Genomic DNA, 20,705 nt, shown 5'->3' with positions numbered 1-20,705 from the left:
GTCAAGTATTTTAAAGGTTTCTCCGCATTTTTTCAAGTTTTTCCAATACATCTTTATTTATGTTATTTTCCAGTTTATTTATTTTCTCAACATAAGATATCTCTATTCTTTCTTTTATTCGTCTATTTATATTTTGTATCTCCGATAGAAATTCATTAGGGGTTATTCTAATGCCTCCCATTTGAAGTACAATTCTCTGTTCAAGATAATCAGATGATACCACGGCAACTTCTCCTTTTTTTGCTAAAATAGAAACATTTCTTTCTATATAACAATCTGCAGATTCTAATTCCTTTGTATATACTACTTCAACGTTCTTATGCACTTCGTGCTTTTCAAAACTACCTTTAACAAAATGAGCATCAAAAACAACTATAATATTAACCCCTTTAAAAGCTGCATAATCATGAAGCATTTCAATTAGCTTTATTCTTGCTTCCTCGAGGCTTTCGTCCTTTAAATCCTTAAGCTCTTTCCATGAATTTATAACATTATATCCATCAACAAGCACATATTTATTCACTTTTTATGCCCCTTTGCCTTAATACCTCATACATTATTATTCCTGCAGCAACAGAGGCATTGAAAGAATTTATCTGTCCTTTAATAGGAATACTTACTATAATATCACAATTCTCTCTAACAAGCCTCGATATACCTTTGCCTTCACTCCCTATCACTATTGCAACAGGACCTTTAAGGTCTGTTTTATAACATACTTGACCATTTACATCTGTTCCTATTATCCATAATCCTTTATCCTTAAGCTCTCTTAAAGTCTGATTTATATTTGTAACCTTTGCAATTTTTGTATATTCAATTGCACCTGCTGAAGCCTTTGCTACACTTGCAGTGATAAGTGCAGATCTTCTTTTAGGTACTATAACTCCATGCACGCCACAGGCATTTGCACTTCTAATTATTGATCCCATATTATATGGATCTTCTATTTCATCAAGTATTATAATAAAAGGGTCTTCATTTTTAATTTTTGCAAAGCTTAAAATATCATCTATAGTAGAATATTCATAAGAGGATACTAAGGCAACTACTCCTTGATGATTTTGCATACCTGATAGCTCATCAAGTTTTTTTCTGTCCACTTCACTAACTACAAAACCTTTTCCTTTTGCCATCGATATTATCATTTTTAAAGAGCCTTCAGGATCTTTTAATACAAATAGTTTTTCTATGTTTCTCCCTGATTTTATAGCTTCAATTACAGGATTTCTGCCAAATATTATGTTTTCATTATTTTCATTTTGTTTTATAATGTTTTTTTTCCTTTGCTGTTTTATGTCCTTCATTTTTCAACCTCTTTTCTTATAATTTATTGTATCTTTCTCTAACTTCAATCATTTTTCCACAGGACATTGCTCCTTCAGGGCATAAGCCATTAAGGCAAGATGGCCCTGCGTTTTTAAAAATTGTAGGAGCAATTTTCTTAACCTCTTTTAACATCTCCTCTGCCAAAGCTCTAATCTCCCATTGAGCTCTTTGGCAGCATCTATGCTTAAAGAAATTCAAAAGAGACCTCGCGTTCATTGTAAATACTATCTTAGTTTCACAAGAATTAGGGAAAACATATCTTGCATCCTCAATAGCCATCTTTTCTGCAGCTTTTTTAGCCTTCTTATCATCATATCCAAGCTTTAAAAACTTTTCATAATGTTTATTATAAAGAATATGTGAAAGTTCATTATAAATTTTTTGATCTCTCTCCATAGCTTCAATAAATAATTTTTTAGCCTCTGGTATCTCTTCAATTGAAGGAGGTATTATATATTCAAACTGCTCAAGTTTAACATATCTTTGACTTTGTTGTGAATAGGATGCTATTCTATGCCTTACAAGCTGATGAGAAAGAGTCCTTGATACTCCCTCAGCTGCAAAGGTAAAACTTATATGCTCAATTGGAGATTCATGTCCTAAATTCATAAGCATATTTAAAAAACTATTTATATTATTTTCATTTAAGTTATCCATTATATCATCAATTCCAACAGGGCTGTAGCAGAGCTTTGCAGCAGAGGCAACAATTTTTTCTGGCTGTGGCGTATGTGCAATTATTTTAACCTTTAATTTAGTTTCCATTAAATCACTCCTTTTCATCAATAAAAATATTATAACATAAAAAGTGTTAAGTAATTTAGCCTCAAATTCTTTATAAACATATTATAAAATTTAAAAAATAGATTTTCACTTAAATATAACCCCCATAAATCTTAGTAACAAGTAAGGCTTCACTCACAAAAGACCTGTACTTGCTTTAAGAGATTTATGGGGGTTAATGCTCTATAATGTTAGTGATACTTTTTAAGATAAAAAATATATTAAGTAACTAAATCACTTAGCCCCTTCTAAAATCATATTCATTATTTCATCTATCCTATCATATCTTTTCAAAAGATATAAATACCCTATCAAAGCCTCAAGAGCCGTTGCCCTTTTATAGTCTATTATACTAGCATTTTTAGGCACATGATATGTCTTAGTATTCCTTCCTCGTCTTATTATATTTTTTTCCTCTTCAGTTAATTTATCATAGATTGTTTCAAGTATATCTGACTGTGAAGAAGCTTTAACGTATTTTATAGACTCCCTATGAAGAGCAAAAGATGTTTTACCGCCTTTACTTATTATATAGCTTCTTACATAAACTTCATATACAGAATCACCTATATAAGCCCAAACAAGAGGATTCATCATTCTAACATCTTTTTCATTAAAGGATAGTTTTTTAATGTAATCAAACATTTAATAACCTCTTTCTATATCTTCTTCCATCTAACTCCTGACGGTGTATCTTCCAATATAATTCCCATAGCCTTAAGATCATCTCTTATTTTATCTGCTAAAGCATAATTTTTAGCCTTCCTTGCTGCCTGTCTCTCTTCTATTAACCTTTGGATTTCATTTTCAAGGTTTCCTCTAACATCCCTTTGAAGTATTCCAAGAGGACCTCCAAGCTCCCTTATAAGGCTTAATGAATCTTTTGCAACTTCTTTTGAACTCTTTTCATTAATATTACTATTTATATCTCTCACCATATCAAATATAACAGATATTCCGTCAGCAGTATTAAAATCATCATCCATAACCTCAATATATCTATCTTTATATCCATATAGTTTATTTAAAAATGCTTTTTCTTCATCATTTAATTCTCTTTCCTCTGCAGTTTCAATTATATGTTCAAGATTTCCAATTGTATTATATAGCCTATCCAAAGCAGCCTTTGCTTGATCAAGTAGGTCAATACTAAAATTAATTGGATTTCTATAATGCCCTGAAAGCATAAACAACCTTACAACTTCACTATCATATTTTTCAAGGATTTCTCTTGCTGTAAAAAAGTTATTTAGAGATTTAGACATCTTTTGATTGTTTACATTTAAAAATGCACAATGCATCCAATACCTTGCAAATGGTTTACCATTTCTTGCTTCACTTTGTGCTATTTCATTTTCATGATGAGGGAATGTCAGGTCAACCCCTCCTCCATGTATATCTATTGTTTCTCCAAGAAGTGTTGATGCCATAGTTGAACACTCTATATGCCATCCTGGGCGTCCTAATCCCCATGGACTTTCCCAAGCTGGTTCCCCAGGCTTTTGAGCTTTCCAAAGTGCAAAATCCATTGGATCCTTTTTTCTTTCATCCACATCTATCCTTGCTCCTGCTTCAAGATCCTCAAGGTTTTGATGTGAGAGTTTTCCATATTCTTTAAACTTTTTAGTTTCAAAATAAACATCTCCATCAACTACATAAGCAAATCCTTTATCTACTAAATCCTTTATAAATTTTATTATTTCATCAATAAATTCAGTTGCCCTTGGATTTACTGTAGCTCTTTTAATGTTTAAATCATCAGCATCTTTATAATATTCATTAATATATTTTTCTGCTATATCCTTTACTGTAGTCCCTTCTTCATTTGCTCTTTTAATCATCTTATCATCAATGTCTGTAAAGTTTTGAACAAATTTAACATTATAACCCCTATATTCAAAATATCTTCTTATTGTATCGAACACAATAAAGGTTCTTGCATTTCCAATATGAAAAAAGTTATATACTGTTGGTCCACAAACATACATTTTAACTTCATTTGGAGTAATAGGTACAAACTCTTCCTTTTGCCTTTTAAGGGAATTAAAAATTTTTATCATTATAATTCTCCTTTCTTATTTTATCTATACAATATTCATAAAACAAAAACCCTTCATCCGTAAGGGACGAAAGGTTATTCCGCGGTTCCACCCTAATTAGGCTAAGACCTCTCTTTAAGATATAACGGTAATCCGTTTCCACAGTAACCCATGGAAATGCTCCAGAACGCATCTTCAAGGGTATTTATTAAAGCTGCTTTCAGCCCATGGCAGCTTCTCTCTAAAATAAAATCCCCTCTACTTCTTTCCTTCATTGCATCTTTTTTAAATTATTATAACAAATTTTTCTTTGTATATTCAATCCTTTTTAATACTTTATCTTTCCCAAGGAGTTCTATTATATTAACAAGCTCAGCACCATGAATCTGACCTGTAAGAGCAACTCTAACAGGCATAAAAAGAGATTTACCCTTTGCACCTGTACGGTTTTTTAGTTCCTTAAAAATATTTTGTATAAATTCATTATCAAACTTATCTGATGTCTTTACTATATCATAAAGTTCATCTAAAAGTCTTCCAACATGGTCCTGCTTTAAAACTGTCGCTGCTTCTTCATCTTCAAATTTTACTTCATCATTAAATAAAATTGAAGCATGCTCTACTATTTCGGACAAATATGAAATTCTTTCTCTAAATGTTAGTACAAGTAGTGTAATCCAATCTCTATTTCTTTTAGCAAATTCATCAGTTATATATCCCGCATTCACAAGATATGGAATAGAAAGATCTACTATCCTATCAATAGGACTTTTTCTTATATATATACCATTAATATGATTTAGCTTATCTATATCAAATACCGCAGGATTCTTAACAACCCTATCCAAGGAGAACTTTTCACAAAGCTCCTCCAAGCTAAAAATCTCTTCATCGCCTTCAGGAGACCAACCTAAAAGCACAAGAAAATTTATAAGTGCTTCTGGAAGATAACCTGCATCCCTATACTGTTCAACCCATGTAGAACCATGCCTTTTACTCATTTTTGTCCTATCCTTACCAAGTATCAAGGATACATGTGCAAACTTTGGCATATCAAAACCTAAAGCCTTATATATAAGTATCTGCCTTGGTGTATTAGAAAGATGTTCTTCTCCCCTTATTACAGTAGTAATTTCCATAAGGTGGTCGTCTATAACAACAGCAAAATTATATACAGGAATTCCATCAGATTTAACTATTATAAAATCCCCTATATCATTAGTATTAAACTCTACTCTGCCTCTTACTATATCATCTATGATAATAGGTTCATTATCTGGAACCCTAAACCTTACTACAGGTTTTATACCTTTAGCTTCAAGCTTTTTTCTCTCTTCATCAGTTAAATTTCTGCATCTTCCTGAGTACTTTGGCGTTTCACCTTTTTTGAGAGCCTCTTGCCTTTCAGCTTCAATTTCTTCCTCACTACAATAACAATAATAAGCCTTTCCTTCTTCAATAAGTTTTTTTACAAATGGTTCATAGATAAAATTTCTTTCTGTTGAGCGATAGGGACCATGAGGACCTCCAACTTCAATTCCTTCATCCCAATTTATTCCAAACCATTTCAAGCCTTCTATAATAGCCTTTTCTGATTCTGCAGTTGAACGATTTAAATCAGTATCCTCAATTCTGAGTATAAATTTTCCTCCTGAGTGTTTTGCATAAAGGTAGTTAAAAAGAGCCGTTCTAGCTCCACCTATATGTAAATGCCCTGTTGGACTTGGAGCAAATCTTACTCTCTCCATCTTGCACCTCCTAAATATTATTCCTTTTAAATTGTATAATGAAAAAAATTCTATTTCAACAAAAAGGCTTCAATTTCGCCATAAAAGTCTTCAATTTTTACATCCTTTGATGCATTCTCATTTCTAAATTTTAGTTCAACAAATCCGTCATTTATCTTCTTGCCTATTGTTATTCTTACTGGTATTCCCAAAAGGTCGGCATCATTAAATTTAACTCCTGCTCTCTCATCCCTATCGTCTAATAAAACATCCATGCCTTTTTCCTTTAACTTGTTGTATATTTCATGCGCAACTTTAACTTGAAGTTCATCTTTAACTGAAACTGGTACAATCACAACTTCAAAGGGAGCAATTTCAAAAGGCCATATAATACCTTTATCATCGTATTTATTTTCCGAAACTGCCCATATCATTCTGCTTATTCCTACACTTAAAAGCACAGCTAAAACATTAGTTTCTTCTCCTTTTTCATCCCTATATTTTATTTTTATTTCATCGTTGCTTTTATATATACTTGCAATTTTAATTCCTCTTTTAATTTCTATCTGGGAACCACACACAGGGCAAGTATCCTTATCTGTAATATTCCTAAAATCTCCAACCTCTCCATCAAAATCCCTTCCATAATTTACATTAACAAGATGATACCCTGTATCATTAGCCCCAACTATTATATTTCTCATGTTAGGTATTTCATTATCAACAAGAAGCAAATCGGTTTTTAAACCAACAGGACCTGCAAACCCAACCTGTGCACCTGTAACCTCAAGTATTGTCTTATCATCAGCAAGTTCAATACAAGAAGCCTTAAGATATTCCTTAACTTTATTTTCATTAACTTCCCTATCCCCTCTTACCATAACAGCAACACTTTTTCCTTCAACTTTATATATCAAAGTTTTTGCAAACTTTGATGGTGAAGTTTGTAGAAATGATACAAGCTCCTCTATGGTTCTAATATTTGGGGTTGAAATTTTTTCTATGACATTTAATTCCTTATCTTCCTTCATATAGTCAATCTTTGTAGGCGTATAATCTTTACCTGATATGTATCCACATTCCTTACAAGTTATATAATTATATTCTCCATTTTCAAAGTCAATTATAAAATCACAGTAGGAAACATCTCCTTTTATGCTAAAATCATTTCGTGCCTTTACTACACTAATATCAAGCTTCTTAAAAAATTTTTCAAGAGCTTTATGTATCTTATCTATTGATAGTAATACTTCTTCTTTGGACTTATTAAAACTAAATAGATTCAATGTTCTAAATTCTCTTGATCTTAAAAGTCCAGCTTTGGGTCTTCTTTCATCCCTAAACTCGTTTTCTATACAATAAAACATAACAGGCAAAGTTTTATAGGATTTTATCTCCCCTTTTAATATATCAAATATCATCCTTTCATAGCTTGTTCCAAGAGCAAATCCTCTTCCACTTCTGTCTTTAAAGCAAAAATTTTCCTCTTTATCATCCTCTTTTAGAGAAAGTTCTAAAGGAACAAGATTAGGGCACAAAATCTCATTAGCTTTTAAACTTTTAATCTCCTGCCTTAGAATATTTTCTATTTTATTTAATACCTTATATCCTACTGGAAGATAGCAGTATACTCCAGCCGCAACTTTTCTTAATAGCCCAGACCTTAACATGAGCTTTAAACTTTCATTTTCTTCCTCTCCAGGTGCTTCCTTTAATGTAGATATGAAAAACTCACTATATTTCATATAATCCCTCCTACTTAAGCTAAAAGCCTTCACCTAATGGCGAAGGCTAAGGCTTTTCTTATAGAAATTATATATTTTATGTTTATATATGTCAACATTATAAACTGCTTCCTCAATGTATAAAAGCAGTCTATGTTATAGACGTACCAATAGTTGTCTTAAATATTGATTCTTAAGGTTATAATTTTGCATAAACCATTTTATACCAAAGTCCTGCAAATTTACATTAACTTATAGTTAAGTTAATGTATCTACAACCTTAATATTTTTAAATTATTACTAAACCTTTTACTTTCTAATCATGCATTCATTTCTTTTTAATAATACATACAGCATGAGCAGCTATTCCATCACCATTTCCAGTAAATCCAAGCCCTTCCTCTGTGGTAGCTTTAACATTTATGCAATCCTTTTCTAAGTTTAATGTTCTAGAAATATTCTCTCTCATATTTTCAATATAAGGCATAATCTTAGGCCTTTGTGCAATAATTGTAGAATCTATATTAGATATTTCATACCCTTTTTCTCTAATCAAATTACCTGCATATTCAAGAAGTTTTAAACTATTTACTCCTTTATATCTTTCATCATTATCAGGGAAGTGTCTTCCTATATCACCAAAGGCCGCTGCCCCTAAAAGTGCATCCATTATAGCATGGAGCAACACATCAGCATCAGAATGCCCTAAAAGCCCTTTTTCATATTCTATTTTAACTCCTCCTAATATAAGTTCTCTACCTTTAACTAATCTGTGTACATCGTAGCCATGACCAATCCTCATACTATTCCTCCTAAGCTTTTAAGGATTCATAAATTACCCTTGCAATAACTATATCCTCTATAGTTGTTATTTTAAGGTTATAATAGCTACCTTCAGCTATTTTTACTTTATATCCCATCCTTTCAACAAGAGCCGTATCATCAGTTGATACTATATTCTCCTTTTTTGCAATTTCATGGGCTTTTAATATCAAATCATATTTAAAAGTTTGAGGAGTTTGAATTGCAATAAGGTTGTCCCTATTAGGAGTTGAAAGGATAAACTTTTCTTCATCAACAATTTTAATTGTATCCTTTACATAAACTCCTACAGCACAAGCACCATAAGCTTTAGCACCTTCAACACTTTTTTTAATAAGCTCACTACTAATAAAAGGTCTAACCCCATCATGTATAATTACTATATCAGTCAAAGGATTGCACTCCAAAAGCCCATTATATACTGACTTTTGCCTACTGCTGCCCCCTTTAACTATTTTTTTAACTTTTCTAAAAGAATAGCGTTCTACTATATTTTTTAAGCAAAAATCTATATCATTTTCTGGAACAACAAGTACAATCTCATCAACAAAATCACAATTTTCAAAAGCCTCTAAAGTAATTGAAAGAATTTGCCTACCTCCAATATCTATATATTGTTTTGGAATATCATATACCATTCTTTCTCCTTTTCCACCTGCTACAATAACTGCTGAAACCATACTATTCTCCTTTTAGATAGTGTTTTAAGGGATTGTATAATATTTACAATCCCTTACCAAGTATTATACTGCTTTATCTTGTGCATTCTTAATCTTTGCAAAAATCATCCTTCCTGCTGCAGTTTGAAGAACACTTGTGACAGTAACATCAACGATATCTCCAACATATTTTTTACCACCCTCAACAACTATCATAGTACCGTCATCAAGATATGCAACTCCCTGTCCTGTTTCTTTTCCATCCTTTATAATCTGTATATGCATGTCTTCTCCTGGTATTACAATAGGTTTTACTGCATTTGCAAGCTCATTAATGTTAAGCACAGATACTCCCTGGAATTCTGCAACTTTATTCAAATTAAAATCATTTGTTATTACTTTGCCTCCTAAAGCCTGAGCAAGCTTTAATAATTTGCTGTCAACCTCTTGTATGTTTTCAAAATTTCTCTCACAAATCTCAACACTAATTCCAAGTTCTTTTTGAATAAGATTTAAAATATCAAGCCCTCTTCTGCCTCTTGTTCTTTTCAAAGAATCAGAAGAATCTGCAATATGCCTAAGCTCCTCAAGTACAAATGAAGGAATTACAATAGGTCCTTCTATAAAACCAGTTTTCAAAATATCTAATATCCTACCATCAATTATTACACTTGTATCTAAAATTTTGGGCTGGCTGTTAAAGGTCTTTGCTTCACCCTTGTTCTTCTTATCTTTTCCAAACTTCTTCATAAAAGTAAAAATATTATACAGATCCTCCTTCTTTTTAAGAGCTATATTTACTCCAAGAGTTGCAAATATTATATTTACAAGAAGTGATATTATGCTTCCAATTACAGCCAAAATGGTTGAACTTGCAACTGAAATAAACTTTGTAACAGCACCTATAAAAAGATTTGCAACTATAAGACCAATTATAAGCCCACCAACAGATAGGATTATATCATTTGTAGGAATCTTTTGAAGTGCTCCCTCAAGAAATCCTGTAATATTCCATAAAATTTTAATTATAAAAGGAGCTATAACATATAGCATAAGTCCAAACAACAATATACATACAATATAAAATATTATTAATGATATAGAACTTTGGTTAAAATTAATAAATTGGTGAAAAAAATCAAGCCTTACAAATATACCTGCCAAAGCATATCCCAAGACAAGCCCTATTACTGTCAAAAGCCATCTAAAAATTTTATCTAACATTTATACACCTCCATTTTTATTATTAACAAAAAAAATAAAATATAAACTTTAGATATCAGATATTTCCATTTTGACTAATTTAAATATACCTTAACCCCTTTTAAAAAGCAATAATTTATATTATAACATTCTGTTATTTTTTTATGAATTAACTTTATCATCAAATTTTATAATTCTAATAATTTCCTTTTTTATCATCTCAATATCCTTATTTAAAACTGCACAAATTTCTCCAGAAACAAGTTCAAGTATACTAAAAAAAATTTTAATCTCACTTTTTGATAGTTTTTTACTCTGTGATAAGTTTCCAATATCCCTTAACATCTTTGCAAGCTTTTTAATATCTCCATCATATATGCAATTTTTATAGCTTTTATATCTATCTACCCATCTTGATGGTAATCCTTCAGGTTCTGATTTTAAAATATTATATATTCCTACACATTCATCCTTTGATATTGCTTTTCTCAATCTATAAGCCTCATTAGAGAAAACAGGTATCATCATATTAATACCATTTATAAATTTTATAATATAATATTTTTTTTCATCCCCACATATTTTTTTCTCTTCTATATTTATAATTAAACCTGCCCCAAAGACAGGATAGAAAATCCATTCACCTATTGAAAACATAAAGGTCACCCCCAAATTAAGTATATATTGAATTTTACAATTTGCAGATATTTTTAATAAGTACGTTTATATTCTTGAATGAGTGACCCTTTTACTTATATTATATTAAAATTACTTTTAATTTGTTTACATAACCTAATTTTAAAATTAATATATTTGACATTATATAAAATTAATATCTATAATATGATTAAGAAAACATTTTAGTTGCCTATTTATAATTCAACCGTGCTTTAACTTTGTAGTGTGGATAAATATTATTTGTAATAAGAGGAGGAAGCACATGAAAGATGTTTTGGTAGATGATTTTCAGAATTCAGTATCAGAATCTTTAATTAGACACAAAAGTATAATAGATATAATGACTAAACTTTCAGAGTCCAATTCAAGAATAAACCGTGCCGTTGCAAAATCAGTAACTAATTGTGGTTGTATCAGTGTATCTGCTCATAAACAAAGGATACCTGATGATGCTTCCCTTGAAGATATTGCAAACCACTTAAGTTATCAAATAGAAGGTACATTATGCAACAATTGCAGAGAGGTACTTGAAGAAGAAATAGGTAATAATCTTTATTATCTTTCAGCTTTATGCAACGCACTTGGAATAAATCTATTTGATATAATAATAAAAGAAAACGATAAAGTTCAAACCTTGGGTAAATTTTCTATGTTATAAATAAAGGGCAGACATCTGCCCTTTATATATGCCTATTTAACAAAACCTTTTCTTGAAGCTTTCTTAAGCCTTCCTTTATTGCTCGTGCTCTTGCTTCTCCAATACCTTCTACATTATCAAGTTCTTCAATTGAAGCCTTCATAACATTTTTTAGCTGTCCAAAGGTTTTTACAAGGTTTTCTATAACTACTGAAGGAACCTTAGGAATTTTACTAATTAACCTGTAACCCTTTGGTGAAATCATAGTATCAAGCATAAGATCAGCATTATATCCAAAAATCTTACAAACAGATGATAATTCCAAAAGCTCATCAGAGGAAAGATTTCTTATTCCCTTTAAAATATCATTATAATCTTTCTGATAGCTATAATCTTTAATAAGCATAATTCCATCATTTTCAACCTCATCAACAAGGTCGTCAAGCTGCATAGAGATAAGCCTTCCTTCATTTCCTAATTCATATATATACTTTTGTATTTCATTCACTATTCTCATAACCATTTCATTTCTTTGAACTGTCAGCACAACATCATAAACTGTAACTAAATCATCAAATTCAAGAACAGAAAGATTGGTCATGGCTTCATCAAGGACAGTTTTATATCTTTCAAGGGTTTGAATTGCTTGATTTGCTTTGGTAAGTATTATGTTTGTATCTTTTAAAATATATTTGAGATTACCCTTGTAAATCGTTATAATATTCCTTCTTTGTGATATTGCAATAACAAGATTCCCAGTCTGTTTTGCTACTCTATCAGCTGTCCTATGCCTTGTTCCTGTTTCAAAGGTTTCAATTGAAGAATCTGGTATTAACTGAGTATTAGCATAGAGTATTTTTTTAAGGTCACTGCTTAAAACTATAGCCCCATCCATCTTTGCAAGTTCATATAAATAAGAAGGGCTATATTCACTGTTAATAAAAAATCCTCCATCGATAATACCCATAACTTCTTTTTGGTCACCAACCATTATAAGTGCACCAGTCTTTGCTTTTAAAACATTTTCAAGACCTTCTCTAAGCGGAGTACCTGGTGCAACAATTTTTAGTACATTAATAAGTTCAATTTCACGACTATCCAACATCTTTATCCCCCTAATAAAGCCTCTAAAGCTTCATATATATTGCTAGCTGGTATTATACTAATTCCATTAGGTATATCAATACCCCTAACGTTTTCCTTAGGGATTACACACCTTGAAAATCCAAGCTTTTTTGCTTCTAATATCCTTTTTTCAATCAGGCTTACCCCTCTTATCTCTCCAGTTAATCCTACCTCTCCTATTACTATAGTTTTCGTATCAATTGGAATATTTCTAAAGCTTGATGCTATTGAACAAATTATCCCAAGATCACAAGCCGGTTCGTCAAGTTTTAACCCTCCTGCTACATTTACATAAGCATCAAAGGTTTGAACTTGCATCCCAACTCTTTTTTCAAGAACTGCCATTAAAAGTATTACCCTATTATAATCAACTCCTGTTGCCATGCGCCTTGGCATTCCAAAACTCGTTGCACAGGTTAATGCCTGAATTTCAACAAGCACAGGCCTTGTTCCTTCCATACTGCACACAACACAAGACCCTGAGACATTACTTGGCCTTCCCGATAGCAAGAGCTCTGAAGGATTTTTTATTTCCACAAGTCCCTTCTCCCTCATTTCAAAAACTCCTATCTCATTAGTAGAACCAAATCTATTCTTAACTGCTCTTAAAATTCTATAGGTATGATATCTATTGCCTTCAAAATACAAAACTGTATCAACCATATGCTCAAGCACCCTTGGCCCTGCAATAGATCCTTCTTTTGTAACATGCCCTACTATAAAGATAGATATATTTAAAGTCTTTGCTATCCTCATAAGAACTGAAGTTGCTTCCCTGACTTGGCTTACACTGCCTGGAGCCGATTGTAGTTCAGCCCTATATATAGTCTGTATCGAATCTATAATAACTACATGAGGCTTAATCTCAATTATATACTTTTCAATGGAAGCAAGATTTGTTTCAGAAAGAATATAAAGCCTATCTTCTTTAATATCTATCCTTTTTGCCCTTAACTTTATTTGCCTTGCCGATTCTTCTCCTGAAACGTAAAGCACAATCTTTCCTTTTGATGATATATTAGATGCAACCTGTAAAAGCAAAGTTGATTTTCCAATCCCAGGATCTCCTCCAACTAATATAAGGGAACCCTTTACAATTCCGCCTCCAAGAACCCTATCAAGTTCTTCAAGGTATGTTGTGTATCTTTCCTCTTCAACAATCTCTATTTCATTTATAGTTAAAGGTTTTGAGATAGTTACTATTGGACTTGTTACATCCTTTTGTTGTAATTCCTCAACCATCGTATTCCAGCTCCCACATCCCGGACACTTTCCCATCCATTTCAAAGACTCATAGCCACATTCTTGGCATACAAAGTTTGTTTTTATTTTACCCATTTTTATCACATCCATGATAATCTTTTGCAAATTCATTATATTTTATTATTTAAATATTATCAACCCAATTATAGTAAATTATGCCCTGTTAATAACAGGGCATAATTTTTACTGTTTTTTGAATATAATATCGTCATTTTCAATTGTCATGAAAACTTTATCTCCTTTTTTAATAGTTCCCTTTAACATCTCCTCTGAAAGTTTATCCTCAACTGCCTTAGTTATTGCTCTTCTCAAAGGTCTTGCACCATACATTTGGTCAAATCCTCCCTTTGAGAGATGTTTTACTACGTCATCACTATATTCAATAGTAACATCTAAATCAGCAAGCCTTTTTATAACATTATCAAGCATAAGTTTAGCTATTTTTTGTACATGTTCCTCTTCCAATTGATGGAATACTATTATATCATCTATTCTATTTAAAAATTCAGGTCTAAATGTCTTTTTAAGCTCTTCCATTACATTTTCCTTCATCCTCTCATAAGAGTCTTCCTTCTCCCTTACGCTTTGTGCAAATCCTAATGTAAGCTGTTTTTTAATAGTTTGGGCACCTACGTTAGAAGTCAAAATTACAATAGTATTCTTAAAATCTACAGTTTTGCCTTTACCATCAGTAAGCCTTCCATCCTCAAGAATCTGAAGGAGAATGTTAAATACATCTGGATGAGCTTTCTCTATTTCATCAAACAATACAACTGAATAAGGATTCCTTCTTACCTTCTCAGTAAGCTGTCCTCCCTCCTCATATCCAACATATCCTGGAGGAGATCCTATAAGCCTTGAAACTGTATGCTTTTCCATATATTCTGACATATCAATTCTTATTATAGCATTTTCATCTCCAAACATAGCCTCAGCAAGAGCCTTAGAAAGCTCAGTTTTACCAACTCCTGTAGGGCCAAGGAATATAAAGGATCCTATTGGCCTTTTGGGATCTTTAAGTCCAACCCTTGCACGTCTTACAGCTCTTGCAACAGCTTTTACAGCTTCATCCTGACCTATAACCCTCTTATGAAGTATATTTTCAAGGTTTAAGAGCCTCTGTGATTCACTCTCTGTAAGTTTTGCTACAGGTATATTAGTCCAACTTGATACAACATTTGCAATATCTTCAGCAGTTAAAACAGGCATATCATTGTTCTTTTGAGTTTTCCAATTTTCCTTAACCTTATTTAATTCAGCTTGTATTTCAAGTTCCCTATCCCTAAGTTTTGCTGCTTTTTCGAACTCCTGCATATTTACAGCTTCTTCTTTTTCTTTCTTTATCTTCTCCAGTTCATCCTCAAGCTTTTTAATATCTGGAGGTGCTGTTAAATTTTTAAGCCTTACTTTTGATGATGCCTCATCCATTAAATCTATTGCCTTATCCGGAAGATATCTATCGGTTATATATCTATCTGAAAGGTTAACAGCTGCATTTAGCGCCTCATCAGTTATTTTTACCTTATGGTGAGCTTCATATTTATCCCTAAGCCCCTTTAATATTAATAGAGTTTCTTCAAGGGTAGGTTCTCCAACCATTACAGGCTGAAATCTTCTTTCAAGTGCTGGATCTTTTTCAATATATTTTCTGTATTCATCAATTGTAGTTGCTCCTATGGCCTGAAGTTCTCCCCTTGCCAATGCTGGTTTTAATATATTTGAAGCATCTATTGCTCCTTCTGCAGCACCTGCACCTATAATAGTATGAACCTCATCTATAAACAGTATTATATCTTTAGAGTTTCTTATCTCATCCATTACCTTCTTTAATCTTTCCTCAAATTCGCCCCTGTATTTTGAACCTGCAACCATTCCAGATAAATCAAGGGTAACTACCCTTTTATTTTTTAATATTTCTGGTACATTTCCCTCTACTATTTTTTGTGCTAGACCTTCTGCTATAGCAGTTTTACCTACTCCAGGCTCACCAATAAGGCAAGGATTGTTCTTTGTTCTTCTGCAGAGAATTTCAATAACCCTTTGAGTTTCAGTTTCTCTTCCTATGACAGGATCGAGCTTGCCTTCTCTTGCCATACTGGTCAAATCTCTTCCAAACTGGTCAAGATTAGGAGTATTCATTCCTCTTCCTCCATGGGACTTTTTGTTAATAGATTCTGTAGCAATATTATTTATTATTTCATTTCTTAGCTTTGAAAGATCTACTCCTAATTTTTGAAGAATTGCAATAGCAACACCTTCATTTTCAACTGTTAAAGCAAGGAGTAGATGCTCTGGTGCTATAAAGTTCTGGTTAAGGTTTCTTGCTTCATTTCTTGATATCTCAATAAGCCTTTTTGTCCTCGGAGTTAATGGAATTTCTTGTAGTCTTAACTCAATGTCCCCTTGGCCTTCTATTTCAATTATAAGATCCTTTATCTTATTCTCCGTAACTCCGAATTCTTTTAATATCTTTGATGCTTGACCGCCTTCTTTCGCAATACCTAAAAGTACATGTTCAGTTCCAATATAATTATGTCCAAGCCTTTGTGCTTCCTCTGCAGCAGTATAAAAGGCTCTTTGGCTTCTTTCAGTAAAACCTCCAAACATATCTTATCCCTCCTATTTTAAAGTTTCCCTTACTATTCTTGCCCTTACAACATCCCTATCTCTTCCTTCAAGTTCTCTTCCATCTATAAGTTGAAGTGTAGCAGGCTGAACAACTGTTATAAGTTCATTTAATTTTTTAATATCTACTTCTTTAATTATTCCCATCTCAACACCTAATCTTACCTTTGAGATAAGATTTAAGCATTCATTTGTATCTATTGTCTTTGCATATTTTAAAATTCCAAGGGATCTATAAACATCATCTTCAAAGGCTATATTTCTCTTTTCAGCTATTATTTCCCTTGCCCTCTCTTCCTGATCTATTATCTTTTTAGTTACTGCAATAAGGCTATTTATAATTTCCTCCTCAGAAAGTCCAAGAGTTACCTGATTTGATACTTGATACATATTACCCATTGCATTGCTTCCTTCTCCATATAATCCTCTTATCGTCATTCCAACTTGAGTAACAGTATTTAATATATTGTTTATATTCTTAGTGTAAGTTAAAGCTGGAAGATGAAGCATAACAGAAGCTCTGATTCCGGTGCCAACATTTGTTGGACAGCTTGTTAGGTATCCATACCTTGCATCAAAGGCATAAGTTATATTCTCTTCTATAGCATCATCAATTTTATTTGCATATTCATAAGCTTCCTTTAGCATGAGACCTGGATACATAACTTGAAGCCTTATATGATCCTCTTCATTAACCATTATAGATGTTTTCTCCTCTTCATCTAAAATAACAGCAGCTTTTTGGTAATTATTTATAAGATCTTTGCTTATTACATGTCTTTCTACCATTGCAAAAATCTGAAGCTTTCCTATATCAGATAAATTAACAAGCTTAAAATTTTTTACTTCGGGAATGCTGCTATTTTTTAGTGAAGAATATATACTATCTATTACCTTCTTTGCCTCTACATCGGAAAGAAGCTGTGGGAAAGGCATACCATCTATATTTCTTGCAAGTCTTATCCTACTTGTTAACACTATTCCTGAATCCTTTGATTTTGAAGAGAAAAAACCCATTTTATCACTCCTTATCCTGTTTATTATTATTTAGCCTCTCTTCTAATCGCTTTATTTCATCTCTTAACTTTGCAGCCTTTTCATATTCTTCATTAGCAACAGCAATTTTAAGTTCATTTTTAAGTTTATCAATATCTCTTTTTATTTTTAATATGCCTCCAGAACGTTTTGGAACTTTTCCAGTATGCTGAATACTTCCGTGTATTCTTTTTATAAGTGGAATTATATTATCACTAAATGCACTATAGCAGTTTCCACAACCAAGCCTTCCAGTTTGCTTAAAAGATTCAAAAGTTATATGGCATACCGGACAGGATATCTCTTCAACTAATTGTTGCGGTATACCACCCATCATCTCCATAAACCCTTCAAGTATATTTTGGAAAGACATTGGCATACCAAAGGTAAGTGGTATAGACATATTGGCTTCCTGGCTCTCCCTTGCACATTCTTCACAAAAATGCATTTCAGTTTTTACACCATTAATTATCTTTGTTATATGAACATTAGCCTCTCTTTGATTGCATTTTTGACATAACATAATAACACCTCCAATTATTCAATAACAGTAATAAGCATAGTCTTTAAAATCTGCGCCCTTACTATATCCCTTATATCCATTGGTAAATTTAAAGTCTTATCGTTTATAACTGCTTTCATAAGTTTTGATTCCCTCGAAGTTATAAAGCCTCTTTCTTCAAATAAGTTGATATAACCTTCTCCTTCCTGTTGAGTTATTTCGTCACCTATATTATTCCAAATTACCTCCTTTATATAATTATTCTTATCCATATTTATTTTGGTAATCTTAATACATCCTCCGCCGCCTCTTTTACTTTCAATATAATACCCTCTATTTACAGTAAACCTTGTTGTAAGTACATAATTTATTTGTGAAGGTGCACAATTAAAAAGATTAGCAAGCTCATTTCTTTGAATTTCAAGATAATTATTTTCTGCTCTTTCAAGCATTTCTTTTATAAAATTCTCTATTACATCAGACAATCTTGCCATCTCATCACCTCTTTTGACTTTGACTATCTTTGACCTTTAATTTTATTATAATACCATTATCTTCATGTTCAACTGATAATTTTTGCAATTCTCCCATATTATTTCTAAATTTATTCGATTATATGAATTTATCTATATATATCTTAAATTTTGTTCGTATTTTTATTATTTTTTGTTATTTATAAAGCAAATATAATTATAAAACCCCATATAATAAGATTATATGAGGTTTTACATTTATTCTATTCAAGATATACTCCTATATTCCTTATTCTTTCATATCTTTTTAAAGTCAAATCTTCTATATCATATTTTACAAGTTCATTTAAAGAATCAATCAAAGTTTCTTTTACATTTTTTACAGTTTCTTTTACATCGTTATGAGCTCCACCAGCAGGCTCTTTTATTATTCCATCTATAATTCCAAGCTCTAAAAGATCCTTTGATGTAAGTTTTAGATAATTTGCTGCTTCATTTGCCCTTGTTGCATCCTTTAAGAGAATTGATGCACAACCTTCAGGTGATATAACTGAATATATAGAATTTTCAAGCATAAACACTCTATCAGCAACTCCAAGAGCTAAAGCTCCACCGCTTCCACCTTCACCTATAACAACTGAAATAATAGGTGTTTTTAAATCAGACATCTCAAGAAGGTTTCTTGCAATAGCTTCACCCTGTCCTCTCTCTTCGGCTCCTACACCACAGTAAGCCCCTGAAGTATCGATTAAACATATAACAGGCCTTTTAAACTTCTCTGCTTGTTTCATTAACCTCAATGCCTTCCTATATCCTTCCGGATGAGGACTTCCAAAATTCCTTTTAACATTTTCTTCTATACTTTTTCCCTTTGCATGGCTTATAAAAGTCACTGGAAAACCTTTAAGAAACCCTATTCCTCCTACAATAGCGCAATCGTCCCTATAATTTCTATCACCATGAAGTTCTAAAAAATCATCTATCATTCCATCTAAATAATCTTTATAATTTGGTCTGTTTTTATGCCTTGCAATCTGTACTATCTCCCAGGGGCTTAATGGATTTAAAGCCTTTATAAGTTCTATTTTTTTTAACTTTAATGCTTCAATCTCTCCCGATAAATCTACCCCGCTTATCTTTATAAAATTATTTATTTTACTTATTTTTTCATCAATTTCTTTTATCTGTTTTTGCAAATCATTCATTTTTTCACCCCCAAATGAATTTTAAGTATGTTTGAGAGTGTTTCCTTCATTTTTTTTCTTTCGACAATTATATCAATAAAACCATGTTCAAGCATAAATTCAGCACTTTGGAATTCATCTGGAAGTTTTTGCTTTATAGTCTGCTCTATAACTCTTCTTCCTGCAAAACCTATGGTAGCTTTAGGCTCTGCAATAATAATATCCCCAAGAGAAGCAAAGCTTGCAGTAACTCCACCTGTTGTTGGGTCAGTAATTACACTAATGTATAAAAGCCCTTTATTGCTATGCATTTTAACAGCAGCACTAACCTTTGCCATTTGACACAATGAAAGCATTCCTTCTTGCATTCTTGCCCCACCTGAAGCACAAAAAACAACAACTGGAAGGTTAAGCTCTATTGCTTTTTCAAACATCCTTGAGAGCTTTTCTCCAACAACACTTCCCATAGAACCCATTATAAAATTAGGCTCCATAACTCCAAAACATAAATCATACCCATTTATTTTAGCCTTTCCAGTAACAACAGCCTCATTTATACCAAGAGATTTACTAAGGGATTTCAACTTTTGGCTATAATCTATAAAACCCAAAGGATTTAAGCTTTTCATATTATTATCAAAATATTCAATTGAACCCTTATCAAATGTAATATTTATTCTCTCTTTACTCCCTATCCTAAAATGATAATTACACTTATAACAAACCTTTAAATTGTTTTCAAGATCCATATTTATAAGTATCTCTCCACAGGATGGACATTTTGTAAACATATTAACATCTATATCATCCAAAGATATATTATCTATTCTTTCAGAATCCTTTTGTGTAATTTTTAAGGTTGCATATTTTCTTTTTACAAACAAATCCTTCCACATT

20 protein-coding genes and 1 other annotated feature are annotated in these 20,705 nt (G+C 32.0%); of the genes, 1 reads left to right on the top strand and 19 read right to left on the bottom strand.

What is annotated here, in order from left to right; all coding sequences use genetic code 11:
* Positions 1–10: 10 nt before the first annotated feature.
* From FDN13_RS08975 to FDN13_RS08925, 11 genes are all read right to left on the bottom strand, one after another.
* Positions 11–523 carry an NYN domain-containing protein gene (locus FDN13_RS08975; protein ID WP_138979883.1) on the bottom strand — a complete coding sequence of 171 codons (513 nt, stop codon included), beginning with the start codon at positions 521–523 and terminating at the stop codon, positions 11–13.
* Positions 516–1,307 carry a 23S rRNA (guanosine(2251)-2'-O)-methyltransferase RlmB gene (gene rlmB, locus FDN13_RS08970; RefSeq protein WP_138979882.1) on the bottom strand — a complete coding sequence of 264 codons (792 nt, stop codon included), beginning with the start codon at positions 1,305–1,307 and terminating at the stop codon, positions 516–518. The genes FDN13_RS08975 and rlmB overlap by 8 nt, the downstream gene beginning before the upstream one ends.
* Before the next feature lie 16 nt (positions 1,308–1,323).
* Entirely contained in the window at positions 1,324–2,094 is a 771-nt protein-coding gene (gene thyX, locus FDN13_RS08965) for an FAD-dependent thymidylate synthase (protein ID WP_138979881.1), read from the bottom strand.
* A gap of 252 nt (positions 2,095–2,346) precedes the next feature.
* Positions 2,347–2,757: a Mini-ribonuclease 3 gene (locus FDN13_RS08960; RefSeq protein WP_138979880.1), complete on the bottom strand. Its 411-nt coding sequence runs from the start codon at positions 2,755–2,757 to the stop codon at positions 2,347–2,349.
* Positions 2,758–2,771: 14 nt separating this feature from the next.
* Positions 2,772–4,169, bottom strand: coding sequence for a cysteine--tRNA ligase (cysS, locus tag FDN13_RS08955; RefSeq protein ID WP_138981063.1), 1,398 nt, complete (start codon positions 4,167–4,169; stop codon positions 2,772–2,774).
* A gap of 62 nt (positions 4,170–4,231) precedes the next feature.
* Positions 4,232–4,435: a binding site (T-box leader), on the bottom strand.
* Between the two features lie 9 nt (positions 4,436–4,444).
* Entirely contained in the window at positions 4,445–5,899 is a 1,455-nt protein-coding gene (gene gltX / locus FDN13_RS08950) for a glutamate--tRNA ligase (protein ID WP_138979879.1), read from the bottom strand.
* Positions 5,900–5,949: 50 nt separating this feature from the next.
* Complete coding sequence (gene proS, locus FDN13_RS08945; protein WP_138979878.1) at positions 5,950–7,623, bottom strand: proline--tRNA ligase; 1,674 nt, start codon at positions 7,621–7,623, stop codon at positions 5,950–5,952.
* Positions 7,624–7,930: 307 nt separating this feature from the next.
* Positions 7,931–8,404 (bottom strand): 2-C-methyl-D-erythritol 2,4-cyclodiphosphate synthase, encoded by a 474-nt coding sequence (gene ispF / locus FDN13_RS08940; RefSeq protein ID WP_138979877.1) that lies wholly within the window; start codon positions 8,402–8,404, stop codon positions 7,931–7,933.
* Positions 8,405–8,414: 10 nt separating this feature from the next.
* Positions 8,415–9,104, bottom strand: a complete 690-nt coding sequence (gene ispD, locus FDN13_RS08935; protein ID WP_138979876.1) for a 2-C-methyl-D-erythritol 4-phosphate cytidylyltransferase — start codon at positions 9,102–9,104, stop codon at positions 8,415–8,417.
* A gap of 63 nt (positions 9,105–9,167) precedes the next feature.
* The gene (locus tag FDN13_RS08930) at positions 9,168–10,307 is read right to left on the bottom strand and encodes a PIN/TRAM domain-containing protein (protein ID WP_138979875.1); all 1,140 of its coding nucleotides are present in this window, start codon (positions 10,305–10,307) and stop codon (positions 9,168–9,170) included.
* 141 nt (positions 10,308–10,448) lie between these two features.
* Positions 10,449–10,943, bottom strand: coding sequence for a CarD family transcriptional regulator (locus tag FDN13_RS08925; RefSeq protein WP_138979874.1), 495 nt, complete (start codon positions 10,941–10,943; stop codon positions 10,449–10,451).
* 283 nt (positions 10,944–11,226) lie between these two features.
* Here FDN13_RS08925 and FDN13_RS08920 point away from each other — a divergent pair, with 283 nt between their 5' ends.
* Positions 11,227–11,622: a DUF1573 domain-containing protein gene (locus FDN13_RS08920; protein WP_138979873.1), complete on the top strand. Its 396-nt coding sequence runs from the start codon at positions 11,227–11,229 to the stop codon at positions 11,620–11,622.
* Positions 11,623–11,644: 22 nt separating this feature from the next.
* On the opposite strand, the gene disA is transcribed toward FDN13_RS08920, so the two are convergent.
* The 8 genes from disA to accD form a co-directional block, all read right to left on the bottom strand.
* Positions 11,645–12,706: a DNA integrity scanning diadenylate cyclase DisA gene (disA, locus tag FDN13_RS08915; protein ID WP_138979872.1), complete on the bottom strand. Its 1,062-nt coding sequence runs from the start codon at positions 12,704–12,706 to the stop codon at positions 11,645–11,647.
* A 2-nt stretch (positions 12,707–12,708) separates the two neighbouring features.
* Entirely contained in the window at positions 12,709–14,064 is a 1,356-nt protein-coding gene (gene radA, locus FDN13_RS08910; protein WP_138979871.1) for a DNA repair protein RadA, read from the bottom strand.
* 108 nt (positions 14,065–14,172) lie between these two features.
* Positions 14,173–16,596 (bottom strand): ATP-dependent Clp protease ATP-binding subunit, encoded by a 2,424-nt coding sequence (locus FDN13_RS08905; protein ID WP_138979870.1) that lies wholly within the window; start codon positions 16,594–16,596, stop codon positions 14,173–14,175.
* A gap of 12 nt (positions 16,597–16,608) precedes the next feature.
* A complete protein-coding gene (locus FDN13_RS08900; protein WP_138979869.1) occupies positions 16,609–17,631 on the bottom strand; it encodes a protein arginine kinase in 1,023 nt (340 codons plus the stop codon).
* Between the two features lie 4 nt (positions 17,632–17,635).
* A complete protein-coding gene (locus FDN13_RS08895; protein ID WP_138979868.1) occupies positions 17,636–18,172 on the bottom strand; it encodes a UvrB/UvrC motif-containing protein in 537 nt (178 codons plus the stop codon).
* 14 nt (positions 18,173–18,186) lie between these two features.
* On the bottom strand, positions 18,187–18,645 hold the full coding sequence (locus FDN13_RS08890; protein WP_138979867.1) for a CtsR family transcriptional regulator: 459 nt from the start codon (positions 18,643–18,645) through the stop codon (positions 18,187–18,189).
* 242 nt (positions 18,646–18,887) lie between these two features.
* Complete coding sequence (locus FDN13_RS08885; protein ID WP_138979866.1) at positions 18,888–19,829, bottom strand: acetyl-CoA carboxylase carboxyltransferase subunit alpha; 942 nt, start codon at positions 19,827–19,829, stop codon at positions 18,888–18,890.
* Positions 19,826–20,704, bottom strand: a complete 879-nt coding sequence (gene accD, locus FDN13_RS08880; protein WP_138979865.1) for an acetyl-CoA carboxylase, carboxyltransferase subunit beta — start codon at positions 20,702–20,704, stop codon at positions 19,826–19,828. The genes FDN13_RS08885 and accD overlap by 4 nt, the downstream gene beginning before the upstream one ends.
* Between the last annotated feature and the right edge of the window lies 1 nt (position 20,705).

Source organism: Caloramator sp. E03, assembly GCF_006016075.1.
Lineage (GTDB): Bacteria > Bacillota > Clostridia > Clostridiales > Caloramatoraceae > Caloramator_B.
This window is presented reverse-complemented; position numbering and strand designations above follow the sequence as displayed.